The following is a 16,912-nucleotide window of genomic DNA, read 5'->3' as shown; positions in this document are numbered from 1 at the left end:
AACTTAATCCGTCCCAAACAAATCACGCGTATAGACTTTTTCGGCACTATCGCGGATTTCATCAACCATGCGGTTGGCTACAATCACATCAGCGCGTTGTTTAAACGCCTCAAGGTCGTGAGTGACTTCTGAGTGAAAGAAGGTGTCTTCTTTTAACACTGGCTCGTACACAATCACTTCAACGCCTTTGGCCTTAAGGCGCTTCATAATCCCTTGAATGGATGAGGCACGGAAGTTGTCTGAGCCCGCTTTCATGATCAACCGGTATACGCCCACCGTTTTTGGCTCACGGCGCAAAATGGCGTTGGCGACAAAATCTTTGCGAGTAGTGTTGGCATCGACAATCGCCTGAATCAGGTTGTTCGGCACATCGTTGTAGTTGGCAAGGAGTTGGCGGGTATCTTTTGGCAGACAGTAACCACCATAACCAAACGATGGGTTGTTGTAATGGTCACCGATGCGAGGGTCTAGCCCTACCCCTTCGATGATTTGGCGAGTATTCAAACCATGGGTTTCGGCGTAGCTATCAAGCTCGTTAAAGTAGGCGACCCGCATGGCAAGGTAGGTATTAGAGAACAACTTTACTGCTTCTGCTTCGGTCGAGTCGGTAAACAGTACTGGCACGTCTTTTTTCAGCGCACCTTCGAGCAAGAGACTAGCAAAGGTTTTTGCGCGCTCACTTTGCTCACCCACAATAATGCGTGAGGGATGCAGATTATCGTAAAGGGCTTTGCCTTCGCGCAAGAACTCGGGCGAGAAGAGGATATTATCGCTTCCCATCTCTTCTTTAATTTGTTTGGTGTAACCCACAGGCACTGTCGATTTAATCACCATAGTCGCTTGCGGGTTAATTGCCATCACATCACGGATCACCGCCTCAACAGAGCGGGTATTAAAGTAGTTGGTTTCCGGATCGTAGTCAGTAGGCGTGGCGATGATAATAAAATCAGCGTCTTGGTAGGCTTGGTGTTTATCTAATGTGGCAGTAAATCGCAGTGATTTGTTGGCCAGAAAGTCTTCGATTTCCGTATCAACAATAGGGGATTGCTTTTGGTTGAGCTGCGTTATTTTTTGTTCATTAATATCGAGCGCGACCACATCGAAGTGTTGGGCCAATAGCATCGCGTTTGAAAGGCCCACATAGCCTGTGCCCGCAACAGCAATTTTCATCGTTTTTTCCTTGGGTTACCTAGCTTTACAAGAGTGTTAGTAGATTTGTTCTCTGACGAATAGATACGCTACCGCCCGGAGGTTTCGCTCCCCACGGCACGCTGATCACAGATTTTGTATGATTTTTGATTATTTTCGCCCTATATCTCACAGTGCGAACAGGATTATGCCTAGCACAGTGGAAAAAATGCCTGCCGTATTCTACACATTTTCGTCTACGTTAAAAGAATGACTCGCCGTTTTATCGCATCTGCTCGCGTTTATGTTTATTTATTAAACAAACATTTAGCCTGGCCTAACAGCCGCTCTCGGACTTAGACAATGCCCTAGTCGATACTTTTTTCATCCTTTAAGTTTGTTTCCGCCTCAGGTCCGCCTATTTTTTGTGCACCTCCTCACTCTCCTATTATGTCTGTTACATTTATTGCTTTAAAATAAATTCTTTTTTATTAGTCACTTACATGAAAGATTCTTATTCTTTCTTATTTTTGAGGCGTTATTAAGTTTTTTATCTATTATTAATGTTAGCAAGCCGTTAGATGCGCATCGGGGCTTGACCTTTAAGCAGTGGTTAAGTGAAAGGAGGGCCTATGTCCCTTACCCGCCCCGTACTATGGAAAAACTTAGGTATGGCGTTCGGTATCGTGATTCTCGTGTTTCAGTTAGGGGGTTGCACAGTGTCGAATGGTGGACATCGCGTCGTGAAAGAGCATCCTCCCGTTGAAATGATCAAGCCGAGTTCTTTGTTACAGAGAGGCAAGTTTGGCACCAGTGTGCCCATAACCCCTGCGTTAAGCCTGACAGCTGCGCATGTTGCTGAGTTTTCCGCCAGCGATGTAGTGGCTATTCACCCCCGCTGTGATGTAGCACTCATCAAAGCAGACAACCGTGGGCTGCAACTTCCCGACCTGGGGCTGATTTATCAAGGTGATACCGTCGAGGTGTTTGGTAAGTCAAGTGCTGGTGATGTACTGAACGCTAGTGGCCTCTATTATATGGATTTAATGATTGCGGGCTTTAAAGAGGTCGAGAACTGCCCATCCAGCATTACTGATGCGCCTATTCGAGGTGGTATGAGCGGTGGCGGTGCCTTTAATGGCAATGGCGAATTGGTGGGAATTTTAGTTGGGTTTGCACATCCAGAAAAAACGACCTTGGATAATGGTCAGCGCTTAGGATTAGAACGGATGACAATCTTTGTTTCAATCAACTATATTCACGCTTGGCTTGAAACCAAAGCTGCTCGCTATGGCGGACTGCAACCTTTATCCTTACCGATAGAACAAGACATTTCTAGAAACGAAATGGGAATAGAGTCGTCGGTAATGTCCTTTCAGCCGTCGCTTTAAGTATCATTCTGCGACTAGCTACCTGTAACGCTGCGACAATTGTTAGTGTTTGGCTAGTTTATTGTTTTGTCGCCTGCTAAAATCTGTTGCCTAAATAAGACATTAGGCACAATTTTATGAACGTTCTCGTTACAGGTGGTTCAGGATATATTGGGAGCCACACCTGCATTCAACTACTCTCTGCCGGCCATACACCGATTGTGGTCGATAACCTATGTAACAGTAACTCTCTGGTATTGAATCGCATCGAGCAGGTTGCAGGCACACGTCCATTATTCCTAAAAGGGGATATCCGTGACAGAGCCTTCCTTGACTCGATCTTTGCTACGCACGATATCGATAGTGTGATCCACTTTGCTGGTTTGAAGGCAGTGGGGGAATCCGTGGCTCTTCCACTTAAGTATTATGATAACAATGTATCAGGGACATTGAACTTGGTTTCGGCCATGGATCGGGCTGAGGTCAAGTCGCTGATCTTCAGTTCATCTGCAACCGTTTATGGCGATCCAGCCTCAGTGCCCATTCGTGAAGATTTTCCTACCTCGGCAACTAATCCTTATGGACGTAGCAAATTGATGGTGGAAGAGTGCCTGCGGGATTTTCAACAAGCCAATCCCGACTGGAGCATCACTCTCCTGCGCTACTTTAATCCCGTGGGTGCGCACGAATCTGGCCTGCTTGGTGAAGATCCACAAGGCACACCCAATAACTTACTGCCTTTTGTGGCACAAGTGGCCGTCGGCCGACGTGAAAAGCTGGGCGTATTTGGTAACGATTACAACACGCCTGACGGCACCGGTGTACGCGATTATATTCATGTGGTTGACTTAGCTGATGGTCATTTAGCCGCACTGGATAAGATGACTCATCAACCTGGCACTCATATTTTTAACCTCGGTACCGGCCAAGGCAACAGTGTGCTAGAGATGGTGCATGCCTTTGAAGCCGCAGCAAAGCGCTCCATCCCCTACGAAATCAAACCCCGTCGTGCGGGTGACATTGCTGAATGTTACGCTGATCCTGCTTATGCTGAAGCTCAGTTGGGTTGGAAGGCGATACGCGATTTACAAACTATGGTAGAAGATACTTGGCGCTGGCAGTCTAAAAACCCGCATGGATACTGCTAGGCTTCACGGAGTATGCTGCAAAAATTTACTTTCCTCCGTTGATAACGCACACTTTATAATAATTGAATAAATCACAGTGAAGTTCTCTATTGCCAACATTATAACCATCTCACGGCCAATACTCAGAGTCTTCGCTAATACACTGGTAGATACGCTTGATGACCCAACTCAGTCACCAAATATTTAAGCAAACCACTACTCAGCTCGAGAGCACTGAGAGCTATAAAGCGCTCCAGGAGTCAGGACTCGGTGCTACGACCGAGTCCTACGACCTGTATGTGTTCTGTCCCAAAGAGGATGAAGAGCGACTACAAACCTTATTGTCACGCCATCCACACTTAAGCGCTTGTATAAATTGCTATGAAATTCGCTTTCTAAAAAATAAAACCCTTTGCCACTTCAGGAGCTCTTTTCTCTCGGAGGAGCAGCAACAATTTCTCATTGGTGCTACAGAGCTTGGCGCATGGGTTGAACCATTGGTCAGTTACTTCGATCGTACTTTAGGCTATACAGAGACCGAACTACTGCACAGCGGCTATTTTTTGCACCAAAAAGCGTTTTCTATCCTCTCCGAACGCAAGAATAGCCGAGAAAAGCGCGCTATTGATCTCTTCTGTGCTCTTTGTCTAGGTGTTGTTTCTTTACCTATTGGGATCCTTACCGCACTACTAATAAAATTAGAGTCACCCGGCCCAGTACTTTTCAAACAAACCCGCACCGGCCAGTACAATCAAGAGTTTGATGTGATCAAATTTCGGTCGATGCGTAGTGATGCAGAAAAGCACGGTGCGCAGTGGGCAACCGAGAACGATGCGCGCGTCACTAAAATCGGTAGCTTTATCCGAAAAACCCGCATCGACGAGTTACCACAGTTGATTAATGTACTTAAAGGCGAGATGTCACTGGTGGGCCCACGCCCAGAACGCGAGGTGTTTATTGCAGAGTTAGAACAGTCAATCCCCTACTACCGTTTCCGACATGCGGTGAAGCCCGGTGTAACTGGCCTCGCACAAGTAAAGTATCCTTACGGCGCTTCAGTAGAAGACGCAATATGGAAGCATAAATATGATGTGTATTACATCAAACACCAGAACTGGAGAATGGACCTTAAGATTCTGGCGTTGACGGTGAAGACGGTACTGTTTGGGATGGGGAGATAAGGCTAAAAATACAGTATAATATAATTAGGTACTCTGAAGATAGCCTCACGGTGAGCTATATTGCTATCTATATAGCAACTTGCTGAGTATGTTGCAGACAATGTAGTAGCATGCTTTAATTCTACTCAACCGCTCAAATTTTGTAAAAAGCTCATAATGATATCGAATTAGCTTTAGCTTATCACTCGATACGGATTTAGCAACCATCCTGTAAGTTGCTAAATCCTCTCTCATTCCATATGCCACATTAGTCTTTCTTAATATCTTTAGCCAAAGCCCATAGTCTTGTCTTTTGTTAATTAGCGGCATAAACAATTTACCAACTTTTCTGGTATCATACATGGCGGTCAAGCAGCCTATATGATTTGACTTAAGTAAGTCAACGTACGATACCTTGACAGGAGACTCTATTACTTTTCCAATATAAGTACCGTTTTCATTGATTAGTTCATAATTACTAAAAACGAGTGCTGCATTATTATCATTTATAAAGGCTATTTGTCTTTCTAACTTTTGAGGCTTCCACATATCATCAGAGTCTAGGAATGCAATATAGCGACCATTAGCAACATCAATAGCCTTATTCCTAGCTGCAGCAGGACCAACATTGTCAGATAGCGCTATCAGTTTCACTCTATCATCTTTTTTTTCATAGCTGCGAATTATCTTGTTCGCATTATCGGGAGATTTGTCATCTACTATTATAAGCTCCCAGTTTTTATAGGATTGATGTATTACCGACTCTATTGCATCAGTAATGAACGGCTCCGATTTATAAGATGGCATTATTATTGAGACTAAATCAACGTTCACTTGTCACTCCATCTTTTCTATATAACTTGATACCGCTAATCATCAACCGGTAAAAATTAACAAAGCTCATATGAGCTCGTTTATACTTTCTTAGAGCAAAAACCAATGCCATGAGATAACTTTTATAACCAAAAATTCGATAAAGCATGGCTCCTTTAGACATAATTAAGTCTGGATTTGATTTAAATTGCCCTCCAGAGCTTTCGCCTGGGTGAATTAAAATAGGAATTGGCATATAGAGTATCTTGAGTCCGCGCTTTAGTGCGTCAACTAAAAAAATGTACTCTTCACCAGAAGGTAGTTTACTACCTAAACCAAAGTTCTCGTCAAAACGAAGATTGGCACCTTTAATACTATCAACACGAAAAGCAATCTCGACAGAAGAAACCTTCGCAAGCGAGTAGACATCATGCCAAAACGTTTTTTGTCTATAATTTTTTTTATAAAGCCTGTAATCATTATCCAAAAACTGAAAGGTAATAATATCTGCCTCTGGGTTTTCATCAAAAGCTTTTTTAATTACATGCTCCACATCTTTCACATAGGATACATCATCATCACTTATGAGAGCCAATCCACTTTCACAAAAACTCAGCGCTGCATTTCTACTCTTAGAAACACCTTTTTCGACAAGTGAAATACAGTTAGGAGCACATAAAGCACCATGCTCAATATTAATAATTTGATTAATCACTAAGTAATCACACGAGGGTCTGTAATCTCTTTTAAGAAAAAAATCGTCAGTTGTTGATATTAAAATCTTAAAATCCATTAACTGGCCCTCTTCGCTTATTGCTTTTAATTACATATGAAAAATATGCCAAACACAATATCCAAACCTCATTAATCAAACCAGACAACCCTGCTAATTGAATCATCATTGCGATGTAAGCAAGCAAAGCAAAGACAAAGTAGCTATTATTCAAAGATAGCCTAAACAACCTTAAAAACAACAGTAGATTAAAAGAAATATAAAGTAACGCACCAATTAGTCCCGATTCAACCAGAACCTCTAAATGAGTATTGTGCATATAGTGCCAGTCATTAAAGTATTGAATATTGTAATGCTGGAAATTATATATTCCTATACCTAATATAAAGTTATCGATAAATAGATCGAGCCCATTTTTCCATATATCTAACCTTCCGCTAGCATCTGCGGCAGATTCGACCCTCGCGCTCACCATTTCAACAACATTGTCTAACGACACCAGGTATAAAGCTGCACAAACAAATGCTGAAATCAGTAAAAAAGGCCTTATGAGCGATTTTAGTAACTCTGACTTATTTACAAAACGAATCTTATGGCGAGGGTTGATTGTACGGAAAATTTCATATAGAACAATCACAAAAAACACACTCAGCATCGCCCCTCGAGAAAATGACAAAAACAACAACAATAAAGAAAGAATTAAAAGAGCAGTATCAGCAACCGATTTATCTTTTTTACTGTAAAAGTAGAGCAAGAAAGGTGTCAAATAGAAGGCGAAAAAATTAGGGTCTCTTGTTACACCTATCATTCTTGGTATATGCCTATCTATCATCACTCCATAGATTTTACTCGAGTTATAGGAATAAAAGTCTCCGTTTACGATTAGCAATCCCCAAAAATATAAGATTAATGAAATCACTATAAACAATAGGTATCCGTAATAAAACGCAGATTCTACAGAGAGTCTCGCGGAATAATAGTTCAGCGCATAAATAACTGTAAAATAGGTTAATAGAAGCAGTACTATACCAAGAGCTAATCGCAAGCTAGATTCATAATCAACTCCTACAAAAGCAGTGCTAATGTAAAAGAAAAAGAAAAAGAGCATTATATATTCGTAATCACATAAAAAAACCTTAAGCTTATTGAAGTTAATAGCAACCACGAGAGCTGTCAAAATCATAAAAGGCTTGAGCGCAAACCCTAGATCTAAAAAGTAACTATCTAAAAAGAATGTAAAAATATAAATGGGCAAAAAAAACTTCATTCTAACTATCGTTCTCATGAAAAAGCATAAGGGCTAAAAGCTCCATTTTAATATCAATTGCTATTTTTATAGAAATCACACCAATACAAGCTCGCTAATTGTTCTAAATTAGTGCATTACGTGTAGTTAATAATCATTACGCTCTCCAACACTTAATACAGCACTGGCCCTTTTATAAATTAACAAAGTTGCCAATGTTATTCTTGGCGAGAAAGACAAACAGTATAGTATCGCTTGCCTCTTACTTAAAAATTTATAGAAACACCAGGACTCCCTGATTGATATCCTAGCTTGGTCTAAGTCTTTATTTAGATAACAGTTTAATGCTAGCTCAAGGAGAAATTTTGCTTTAACATAATTCACGTCACACCTTGAGACAACAGAAGAATTGGCCAGTTTGTCAAAGCAACTAAAATGCTTCAACAGTTCATTTTTTAAAGCATTACTATCTTTTCCTTTCCTTCTTGACGTCCAAGAACCTACTGAATTTTTGCGGTAGACGCAACTTTTTATAGGAAGGTACATCGCACCACCTTTTTTAGAGGCAAGGATCTGAAAGTAATAGTCTCCCACCGGGGCTTTATCTAGCCAATTTGGTAAATGATAAAAAAAATCGGTTCTTATCATAAGTGAAGCAGTTGGCATAAAATCCCCTCCACCCCTTACTATCTCTGACTGCGAAAAAACTTTCTCATTACATCCGTAATCACATATTGATTTTATTTTATTCGAAGATTCATCTATACTAAGTCCAGGCGTGAAGCAGATATCAATATTTTCATTTTTTTCTAAAGCTTCGTACTGTCGTTGTAGTTTATTTGGCTCATTCCAATAATCATCCCCTTCACACAATGTTATATACTTCCCCACAGCTTGCTTGGCTATGATTGGGGTAATTCTCTTTCCTTTCGAATACTGATTTTCAGACTGCGAAATAACCTTAATTATATTTGGGTATTTCTCTTTATAGAAATTAATAATATCGATAGTTTTATCGGTTGATGCATCATCATGAATTAATATTTCAAAAGGAAATACTGTTTTCTGAATCAAAAATCCGCGAATGGCATCTTCTATATAATCCTCATGGTTATAAGCAATACATCCGACACTTACAATAGGTATACTAGAGCCCTCGATCCAAAATTTTAATATTTCTTCTTCACAGCGTAATTTTTCATCTTGTATATTTAATTTTTTCACTAAACTCATCCTATTTCACGGAAGACGGGTGAACATCCGCATCAAGAAAAGCTTCTCAGCACTTATGCAAGGTACTTCTGGTCATCGGACACATCAGTCGCTTACGTTGAATGCTAGCTTTGAAACTCTTCTATTTTTTTAATAAAATTAAAACTACTTTCCTTGTTTGTGCAAAAAAAATTCGCGCGGTCATCTACTCTTATTCAGCCGGCATTTTTTTTGATTCAACATAAAGTTGTCAGTACATCGACTTAATTAACCAATGCTAGCGAGTGGCCTCATGAAGCTATTTTGCTGTGAGTGTTTTTGAGCTTATATAATAGCCAGGTAGAACGCATGAGTCATTACATTGTTAACGGCAACGTACTGATAACAAGGTACACTCATCACCAATCAAGTAATCGTCTAATAATCAAACAGTCCCTACCAACAATATTTGACTGAAACAAACCATTATCCATAAGTTAGTAGCATTTGATGAACATGAGTTAAATAGAAATCAATTCATGCGCTCGCCCTGCCGTCAACTGCTGGCAACCCATGGTAATCCCATTTTAATTTTGGCGATAAGAAGCGTACCACTATCAGCAGTTGACTTCCTTTCGCCAGTTTGACCATGAGTGTTGCACTTATTATCTAAATTCACGCCAAACCGGCCGCTTTCAAATGCTCAACCATGATATATCCTCTTTCCCAAATGCTATGCGCGCTGAAGACGTTTGGATACCTTGCCCCACAGCATCAAAGCTCCTTCAGCACGAATGAGAAAGCTCACGAGCATGTATACTCCCGCCCCGGCAAGCCCAGAGAGCATCAATACAATCATCGGGTGCGCTGGTATAGCGTACGCAGTCCACTGTGCACATGCTCCTGCAACCACTGCGGCACCGATGGGTTTGATTACATCTTTCACTTGTTCAACGGTGGTGTAGCCAATTAACCTGGCAGAGAAATATGTGTTAGGTATTAGCGCAAGAAAGGTAGCAATCACTTGGGAGACAACTATTCCCAATACGCCATAGGGAATAGCCAAGAACAGCATTGTCAAGTTAACGGTTCTTTTTACCAAACCGACTTTGAAAACCAAGTCGGAGCGTCCTTTTACGTTGAGTAGGTTTATATTCAGGGCATGGAGTGGGTAAATCATCCCGACCATACACAGCAGTTGTAGGTATGGCACTGCGCCTTGCCACTTTTCATCAAAAGCTACGCTGATTAGCTGTGGCGCTAACGCCGCCAACAGCATCATGATGGGTACAATCAGGAACATCATCAACTGCATGATCTGCCGATACTTGTGCTTCAGGATTGCATTGTCATCTTGCAAGGTAGATAACGCGGGAAATGTTGCCTGCTGAATTGCGCTGGTTAGCTGCTGCGAAATCAGACTACTGATTTTTTTTGCGAAGAAGTAAAGGCCGGTGAGTTCTGCACTGAAAAAGCGACCAATTACCAGTATATAGGAATTCTGGAACGCCACAGCAAGCAATCCTTCCGCTAACAGATTTCGCCCAAATGCGAACAACCGCAAAAATGATTCAGTAGAAAACTGCCAAGCCGGCCGCCAGTTGCCGGCCATCCACAGAATCGCTGCTGATACCGCCGCCTGGCTGAGCATCTGCACCACCAGACTCCATACATCCCACCCCTGATAAGCTGCTGCCACCGCCAGCATGCCAGACACCACGGTAGCCAGGGTGTTAGCCTTCATTTGAGTTTTAAAGTCCATCTTGCGGCTTAAAACTGCCGATTGAACAATCTTTGCGGCATTGATTAATACCACTAGGCCCATCACCTGCACCAATGCCGCTAGCTCCGGCTGACTGTAGAAAGCAGCAATGTAAGGAGCCCCAGCGAAGATAGCAGCGTATGCGACGAAGCTAAGACCAAGGTTGGTGTAGAAAACTGTGTTCAGATCAGCATCAGAAACGTCTTTACTGCGGATCAACGCCGCACCCAAGCCCGAGCTAATGAATGCATTAGCCAATTCGAATACCACGGCCGCCATGGCAACCAAGCCAAAAGCTTCCGGTGCGAGAATTCGTGCCAGAAACAGCATAAAAATGGTGCTGGCACCGCGACTCAGGAACAGGCTCGCTAAGTTCCACAATACGCCAACGCCAATTTTTCGGTTCATGGCCTTCATTTAATACAGCCCTGCATCAAGTTCCATTCTCCCAAGGGAAGTCGTGGTAATACGAGTGTAGATAAAAAAATCTAAATATTTTGATATGAGTCACTTTCACCAACATCAATTACGATAGATCCATGATAGCGGTTATGAAAACAATCGATAGCGTCTTGAATATACTTTCGATAAAAATCTCGTAAGATTTCTTCATTGTAGGGTTCATCTTCAGGAGTTTTAAAGAGGACCTGATTGACATCCCATGATCCACCTCTGTAATAATTAAGAGAATTTTTTAATTGCTCTTTGGTAGGGAGAACACCATTATATAACCCAAGTCTTTGAGTGAAAACTAGTTATAGATTTATACCATTGTATGTCATCACCCCTGACTATTAATATAAATTCAATGCCCAGATAATCTTGATATAAACACTTGTAGGTATTGGGAAAAGAAAACGGAGAGTCCTGGAAGGCTTCAGCTTTTTCACAAAACTTTATTGTTTTAGAATAGTCACTATTTACCCAAGCCCAAAATAATGGCTTAGGTTCTCTCTCTTTCCCAGCGACATAACCTAAATCTGCAAGTGCTTTTGACATGGTCGTAGTACCAGTTTTATTCACCCTATGACAAACACTTTATTTCTTTTTCTTACTTTAGTCTTAGTGTGTCTATAAGCACAGGAAACCCAATGATATAAATTTCTAAGCAAACGAGTCATCTTACTCTTTATACCTTCAACGCTTTCCATAAAACTCCTTCTAATACTTACTAACAGGTTACACATAACACTTAAATATATCTTAATTATTACACAGGCAAGTTTTTAATGAGTAACACTAAGTATTAAACCTATTAAGCATGATACATCAGTATTGATGATGGCGATGCAGTTCTCTCAAACGATCACACTGCTCTTTCGTTGGGTAATGATGCAACCCCCTAGACGAATAACGATACCTCAACGCTCTTTTTAGTCCAAACTGGTTGTATATCCACTTAAAGAGTAAGAAAAGCAGACCTCTGTTTCTTAGAAAAATTCGAACCTTATCCTCAATATATTTGAAGCTTTTTACCTCCTTAACTTCTTTTCCTACTTTTTTCTTTTCATTAATTTTATTAGCTTCAAACTTTGATTGGAATTCTTCCTCTGATAGTAATAAAAGATCGGACCAAGACTGATAAATATTTGGCTTATTTTTTGCAAAATCCTCATAGTCTAACACTGTAACGTCAAACTGACTTTGAAGTTTTTTAAGCCATTTGGAGTAAAAAAAAGATTCAAAAAGAACATTGTCAGGTTCAGCCAGAAGTCTACTGATATATTTACCAAATGAGTTCATGCTATCTATCCTATCGAAATAGTCTGGGTACAGCTGGACATATAATGAATAGAGATAGTCAACAGGCTCCCTTGTTGTAACAACTACTTGTACATCATAACCTTCAAAAATGGCTTTTAGATTATTAAATTTTCTCTTTAAAGGCAGATTTTCTTTTCCTGGGTAAGCAATCATTAAGCCTTCATCACTAAAAACGTTTAATAGGTCGTTATCCAAAGATATAGCTAGTTGCCTTCTTGCTTCAGAGATAGATAACGCCTGCTCAGCAGCATCTCTAATAAACTTCCCGGCATAATTAATGACGTTCAAATTTGCCGATTTATAATCAAAATCAAGGCACTTACCCAAGAAGTTAATTCTTTTTTCTTCATGAAGTTTCTGAAAAACGTTGTGCTGGATTGATGTTGTTGCTGTCTTAGGAAGGCCAAGATGTAATATTATTCTGGGCGTGTTCATTTTTTAAAAGCCCCAAGACCAAGCTTATCTCTAATATCTTCAAACATATTTTTAACAGACCACTGTGATTCAAAGCCAAAAACTTCTTTTGTTTTTTTCATGTCAAAGGTAAAGTTCGGCTGTGATGGCTTCTCTGGTCTAGCGATAACATTTACAGACTGACTCTCCGAAAAGACTTCGATCATTGTATCAACAAGCTCTTTTAATGTGACAGGCTGCCCTGTGCCTGCGTTAAATACACCTTGAGCTGTCGGATGCTCTACACCAAGAGCAATCAGGCGGGAAAAGTCTTTGATGTATGGCATATCTTTCGCATTTTCGGGATTACCCCACAGCTCTACCTTACCATGCGATACGATCGATTTAATCATTTGGATATATGCTTTGGTCTTAAGCTCGCCATTTACGTAATAATTAAAATTGTGATCAGCACAATAAACGGTCGGAATTCTGAAAGTAATGGTTTGTAGTCCATACTCCTGACGATAATGCTCGACGAGATCACAGGCAGCAACCTTTGAGATCGAATATACAGCATGATCTCCCGTTAAGTTCAAGCCTCTTATATCATCACTCTCAATAGGAACACCGTTATAGAATTTATATGCAACATCAGAAAATGTCATAATATAAATGAATTTCCTAATTCCTGACTTTCTGCAATACTCGAGTACGTTTAACGTACCAGTGACATTTACATCAATATATTTCTGCGGGTTATATCCCTTCATAGTCGCTGGCATCGCACCTGCAATCATTACGACCGCATCAAAGTCCCCACCCAGTTTATCAAGGCTCTCTGGATTAGTAATATCCACATGACGAACCAAAATGTCACGTTCTTCGAATTCATTTGATGTATAAGTGGCCGTAATACAATATTCTGATTTCAAATACTCTATAACACCTTTCCCCAAACTACCCGAGGCACCTAATACTAATAATTTTTTCATAATGCTTCCGTTTACAGTTTCGTTTACTATTTAAATCAATCAACAATAACTTGAATATCTTTTTCCATATTATCTAGTATACTGAGCATGTCTTCTTTGTTTGGGTACTTTAAAATCATCATTCCTATTGTGTCGTGTGACCCACTGAACTTATTGACTTTATCGCCTGGTTTAGCGTAAATTTCCTTCTCAACAATATATTTCTCTGCTCTTTCAGAAAGAGATATTTCTTTAAGCGTACCAGTGCTACGAGAGTGGACAATAAGACTGGACCAACACCCTTCTACATCATTACGCATCATTTGCTTAGGCATTTTTCCTAGAGCGACATCTACTGTCGCTGAGATCATATCTACTCCCGTAGCATATTTTAGCACTTGGGGAATCAAATTCCCGCCGTTCCTTGGGCCAATTTCAATAACCCATACCTCATCATTTTTATCAACAACAAATTCAACATTAAAGGCACCTGAATTAAAGCCAAGGTTATTCAGTATTAAATTAATCACACTTTTAGCTTTTTGTTGAATATAATCAGGAAGTACAGATGGATAGCTGATGGCAACGGGCGCATAGGGATGACACTCTGAGTCTTGATGCTGATTTCCCCAAGTACAAGAAACCACTTCTCCATTTAGCATGAAAATATCGCTATCAACCTGATACCCTGTTTTAATAATCTTTTCTTCAACAATCACTTTCTTCTCACGTGAGAACTGAAGTGCGTATTCAAAAGCGCTTTCTAGGTCATCATGATTCTGTATATGGGTTACGCCTTTACTACCAGATGAATCCACAGGCTTTACGAATGCAGGAACACCAATCTCACTCAGCCATTTTTTCGCATCTTGACTATCAGAAAATGATTTTGAACGCGGTACGTTAAAGTGGTTATCTGCAAGGAATTTTCGGAATAAGTCTTTACGTGCAAGAATTTCTACCGCTCTGTAAGGGTTTCCTGGCAATCCCATTTTTTCTGCTACATAAGCCGCTGTAGGAGCTGCAGGATCAGATGCGTACGCTACAATACCATCAATATTTTCAGTTTGAGCGATCTCCAGTACCGCGTCCTTATCAGTCGTTGATATATTATAGTACTGATTAGATAATCTGTGGCCGGGATTATCCGGGAGATAATCGCAGGTGATAACATAATGACCTTCCTTAAGTGCATATTTTATTGGTGGGATTTGTGTCGGCGCACCACCTAAAAATAGGATTTTTTTCATTATATAGTCACCTTCTTTAAAATATCAGTAATGTATTTTACTTCCGTAGTACTTAAAGTGGCATAGATGGGTAAACATAAAATGCGGCTTGCGATATCTCGAGAGAAAGATGATACTTTATTGTCTTTTTCTACTAGTCCTAGTTTATCGAGAGAAGGATAGAAATACCGCCGCGCGTGCACACCACCTTCCTTTAACTTAGCAGCCACATTGACGGCTTGCTGCTCACTTTCAAAGACTATAGGGAAGTAAGAATAATTATAGACCAGCTCTTCATGCAGCTTTTGCATTTGCAATGCTTTTGTTATTGACTGCTGATAGAATTGCCATAAATTTTTTCGCGCTGTTAGATTGTCTTCCATCTCATCCAGCACGCATAACCCCATTGCGGCCTGAAACTCATTCATTTTGGCATTAATACCCAACTCTTCAATTGTTTCAGGCCCAGTAATACCAAAATTGATCATCTTTTTAGCCCGCTCAAGATCTTCCTTGCGTTTGAAGATGATCGCTCCCCCTTCAACGGTGTGAAAGAGTTTGGTGGCGTGAAAGCTTAGAGTAGCCGCATCGCCATGCTTTAATAAACTCTCGTCTTTATATTTAACACCGAAAGAGTGGGACGCGTCATAGATGACTTTTAACTGATGCTTCCGTGCTATCTTATCAATTGTCTCGACATCACAAGCATTACCAAATACATGAACGGGCACAATAGCGCGTGTTTTTGCTGTTATCTCTGCCTCTATATTCTGGGGAGCTAAACACCAAGTCTCTGGGTCAATATCGGCAAATATTGGCTGCACGCCTTCCCACTTCAGTGAACTTGCCGTCGCAATGAAGCTAAATGGCGTCGTAATCGCTTCACTCTGTGCACCAGTAGCGCTTTCACTCACTCCCAAAGCACGGTAGGCAACTTGTAGCGCTAACGTGCCGTTTGAAACCAATAACAGGTTTTCAACGTCTAGATAATCTTCCAGACGCTGTGTGAGATCTTGAACCAAAGGGCCATTATTGGTCAGCCAGTTTCGCTCATAGATACCGTCTATATAGCGTTTTAATTTATCTCGGTCGGGGAGATAGGGCTTGGTGACAGGGATCATTACGCATCTCCCAAAAGATTTTGAAGGTATTCGCCGTAACTATTTTTTTTCAGTTTATTAGCTTGACGATGTAACTGTGCTGAAGATAACCACTCTTGGTTAAAAGCGATTTCCTCTAAACAGGCGACTTTATAGCCTTGACGTTTCTCAATGGTTTCAACAAACTGTGCAGCTTCTAGTAAGCTTTCATGGGTGCCTGTATCAAGCCACGCATAGCCACGACCCAGTAATTCGACATTTAGTTTTTTGCGTTTTAGATACATCTCATTCAGGCATGTGATCTCTAACTCTCCGCGTACTGATGGCTCTACCTCTTTTGCCAGTTTTACGACATCATTGTCGTAAAAGTACAGACCAGTGACGGCATAGTTACTTTTAGGCTTTTGCGGCTTTTCTTCTATTGAAATGGCTCGCTGTTCTTTGTCAAACTCAACAACGCCAAAACGCTCAGGATCTTTCACCTGATAACCAAACACAGTCGCGCCTTTACCATTTTTCGCACTATCAACTGCTTGCCGCAGCTTAGGGCTAAAACCTTGTCCCCAGAAAATATTATCACCCAGCACTAAACAGACTGACGAGCCGCCAATAAATTCTTCACCAATGATGAAGGCGTGAGCAAGGCCGTCAGGCGAGGGTTGAATTGCATATTCAAGTTTGATACCAAACTGACTACCATCACCAAGCAGTCGCTGAAAGCTATCTTGATCTTCAGGTGTGGTGATAATGAGAATTTCGCGAATACCCGCTAGCATCAACACAGATAGCGGATAGTAGATCATTGGTTTGTCGTAAACGGGTAGCAGCTGCTTAGACACGCCCATTGTGATAGGGAACAAGCGAGTGCCTGAGCCACCCGCCAGAATAATACCTTTCATAAAAAAATAGGTCCTAGATCCGA

15 protein-coding genes are annotated in these 16,912 nt (G+C 41.0%); 3 read left to right on the top strand and 12 right to left on the bottom strand.

What is annotated here, in order from left to right; all coding sequences use genetic code 11:
• Window positions 1–3 precede the first annotated feature (3 nt).
• Window positions 4–1,170 carry a nucleotide sugar dehydrogenase gene (locus tag WN56_RS12920; protein WP_046075391.1) on the bottom strand — a complete coding sequence of 389 codons (1,167 nt, stop codon included), beginning with the start codon at window positions 1,168–1,170 and terminating at the stop codon, window positions 4–6.
• 590 nt (window positions 1,171–1,760) lie between these two features.
• Between WN56_RS12920 and WN56_RS12915 the strand changes: the two genes are divergently transcribed.
• From WN56_RS12915 to WN56_RS17135, 3 genes are all read left to right on the top strand, one after another.
• Window positions 1,761–2,519, top strand: coding sequence for a serine protease (locus tag WN56_RS12915; protein WP_052708084.1), 759 nt, complete (start codon window positions 1,761–1,763; stop codon window positions 2,517–2,519).
• A gap of 116 nt (window positions 2,520–2,635) precedes the next feature.
• Window positions 2,636–3,646, top strand: a complete 1,011-nt coding sequence (galE, locus tag WN56_RS12910; RefSeq protein ID WP_046075390.1) for a UDP-glucose 4-epimerase GalE — start codon at window positions 2,636–2,638, stop codon at window positions 3,644–3,646.
• 158 nt (window positions 3,647–3,804) lie between these two features.
• Window positions 3,805–4,806: a sugar transferase gene (locus tag WN56_RS17135; protein WP_046075389.1), complete on the top strand. Its 1,002-nt coding sequence runs from the start codon at window positions 3,805–3,807 to the stop codon at window positions 4,804–4,806.
• Between the two features lie 63 nt (window positions 4,807–4,869).
• Here the strand turns inward: WN56_RS17135 and WN56_RS12900 are convergent, their stop codons facing one another.
• From WN56_RS12900 to rfbA, 11 genes are all read right to left on the bottom strand, one after another.
• Window positions 4,870–5,619, bottom strand: a complete 750-nt coding sequence (locus tag WN56_RS12900) for a glycosyltransferase family 2 protein (protein WP_197075758.1) — start codon at window positions 5,617–5,619, stop codon at window positions 4,870–4,872.
• A complete protein-coding gene (locus tag WN56_RS12895) occupies window positions 5,609–6,391 on the bottom strand; it encodes a hypothetical protein (RefSeq protein ID WP_052708083.1) in 783 nt (260 codons plus the stop codon). The genes WN56_RS12900 and WN56_RS12895 overlap by 11 nt, the downstream gene beginning before the upstream one ends.
• On the bottom strand, window positions 6,381–7,598 hold the full coding sequence (locus WN56_RS12890) for an O-antigen ligase (RefSeq protein ID WP_046075388.1): 1,218 nt from the start codon (window positions 7,596–7,598) through the stop codon (window positions 6,381–6,383). The genes WN56_RS12895 and WN56_RS12890 overlap by 11 nt, the downstream gene beginning before the upstream one ends.
• 126 nt (window positions 7,599–7,724) lie before the next feature.
• Complete coding sequence (locus WN56_RS16580) at window positions 7,725–8,801, bottom strand: glycosyltransferase (protein WP_052708082.1); 1,077 nt, start codon at window positions 8,799–8,801, stop codon at window positions 7,725–7,727.
• Window positions 8,802–9,501: 700 nt separating this feature from the next.
• The gene (locus WN56_RS12880; protein WP_197075757.1) at window positions 9,502–10,938 is read right to left on the bottom strand and encodes a lipopolysaccharide biosynthesis protein; all 1,437 of its coding nucleotides are present in this window, start codon (window positions 10,936–10,938) and stop codon (window positions 9,502–9,504) included.
• A 315-nt stretch (window positions 10,939–11,253) separates the two neighbouring features.
• Complete coding sequence (locus WN56_RS12875) at window positions 11,254–11,553, bottom strand: sulfotransferase (protein ID WP_255352032.1); 300 nt, start codon at window positions 11,551–11,553, stop codon at window positions 11,254–11,256.
• Between the two features lie 246 nt (window positions 11,554–11,799).
• Window positions 11,800–12,729: a hypothetical protein gene (locus WN56_RS12870; RefSeq protein ID WP_046075386.1), complete on the bottom strand. Its 930-nt coding sequence runs from the start codon at window positions 12,727–12,729 to the stop codon at window positions 11,800–11,802.
• Window positions 12,726–13,682, bottom strand: coding sequence for an NAD(P)-dependent oxidoreductase (locus tag WN56_RS12865; RefSeq protein WP_046075385.1), 957 nt, complete (start codon window positions 13,680–13,682; stop codon window positions 12,726–12,728). Before WN56_RS12865 ends, WN56_RS12870 begins: the two co-directional genes overlap by 4 nt.
• Window positions 13,683–13,717: 35 nt before the next feature.
• Window positions 13,718–14,911 (bottom strand): ATP-grasp domain-containing protein, encoded by a 1,194-nt coding sequence (locus WN56_RS12860; RefSeq protein ID WP_046075384.1) that lies wholly within the window; start codon window positions 14,909–14,911, stop codon window positions 13,718–13,720.
• A complete protein-coding gene (locus WN56_RS12855; protein WP_046075383.1) occupies window positions 14,911–16,011 on the bottom strand; it encodes a DegT/DnrJ/EryC1/StrS aminotransferase family protein in 1,101 nt (366 codons plus the stop codon). Before WN56_RS12855 ends, WN56_RS12860 begins: the two co-directional genes overlap by 1 nt.
• On the bottom strand, window positions 16,011–16,889 hold the full coding sequence (gene rfbA, locus WN56_RS12850) for a glucose-1-phosphate thymidylyltransferase RfbA (RefSeq protein WP_046075382.1): 879 nt from the start codon (window positions 16,887–16,889) through the stop codon (window positions 16,011–16,013). Before rfbA ends, WN56_RS12855 begins: the two co-directional genes overlap by 1 nt.
• Between the last annotated feature and the right edge of the window lie 23 nt (window positions 16,890–16,912).

Origin of the sequence: Salinivibrio sp. KP-1, from assembly GCF_000968645.1 — a bacterium.
GTDB lineage: Bacteria > Pseudomonadota > Gammaproteobacteria > Enterobacterales > Vibrionaceae > Salinivibrio > Salinivibrio siamensis.
The sequence above is the reverse complement of the archived record's forward strand: the minus strand, read 5'-3'. Positions and strand labels throughout refer to the sequence as shown.

Coding starts and splice junctions, on each gene's coding strand:
- WN56_RS12920 (WP_046075391.1), bottom strand. CDS start 1,170: ATGAAAATTGCTGTTGCGGGCACAGGCTATGTGGGCCTTTCAAACGCG.
- WN56_RS12915 (WP_052708084.1), top strand. CDS start 1,761: ATGTCCCTTACCCGCCCCGTACTATGGAAAAACTTAGGTATGGCGTTC.
- WN56_RS12865 (WP_046075385.1), bottom strand. CDS start 13,682: ATGAAAAAATTATTAGTATTAGGTGCCTCGGGTAGTTTGGGGAAAGGT.
- WN56_RS12870 (WP_046075386.1), bottom strand. CDS start 12,729: ATGAACACGCCCAGAATAATATTACATCTTGGCCTTCCTAAGACAGCA.
- WN56_RS17135 (WP_046075389.1), top strand. CDS start 3,805: ATGACCCAACTCAGTCACCAAATATTTAAGCAAACCACTACTCAGCTC.
- WN56_RS12890 (WP_046075388.1), bottom strand. CDS start 7,598: ATGAAGTTTTTTTTGCCCATTTATATTTTTACATTCTTTTTAGATAGT.
- WN56_RS12880 (WP_197075757.1), bottom strand. CDS start 10,938: ATGAACCGAAAAATTGGCGTTGGCGTATTGTGGAACTTAGCGAGCCTG.
- WN56_RS12860 (WP_046075384.1), bottom strand. CDS start 14,911: ATGAAAAAAATCCTATTTTTAGGTGGTGCGCCGACACAAATCCCACCA.
- WN56_RS12855 (WP_046075383.1), bottom strand. CDS start 16,011: ATGATCCCTGTCACCAAGCCCTATCTCCCCGACCGAGATAAATTAAAA.
- rfbA (WP_046075382.1), bottom strand. CDS start 16,889: ATGAAAGGTATTATTCTGGCGGGTGGCTCAGGCACTCGCTTGTTCCCT.
- WN56_RS12895 (WP_052708083.1), bottom strand. CDS start 6,391: ATGGATTTTAAGATTTTAATATCAACAACTGACGATTTTTTTCTTAAA.
- galE (WP_046075390.1), top strand. CDS start 2,636: ATGAACGTTCTCGTTACAGGTGGTTCAGGATATATTGGGAGCCACACC.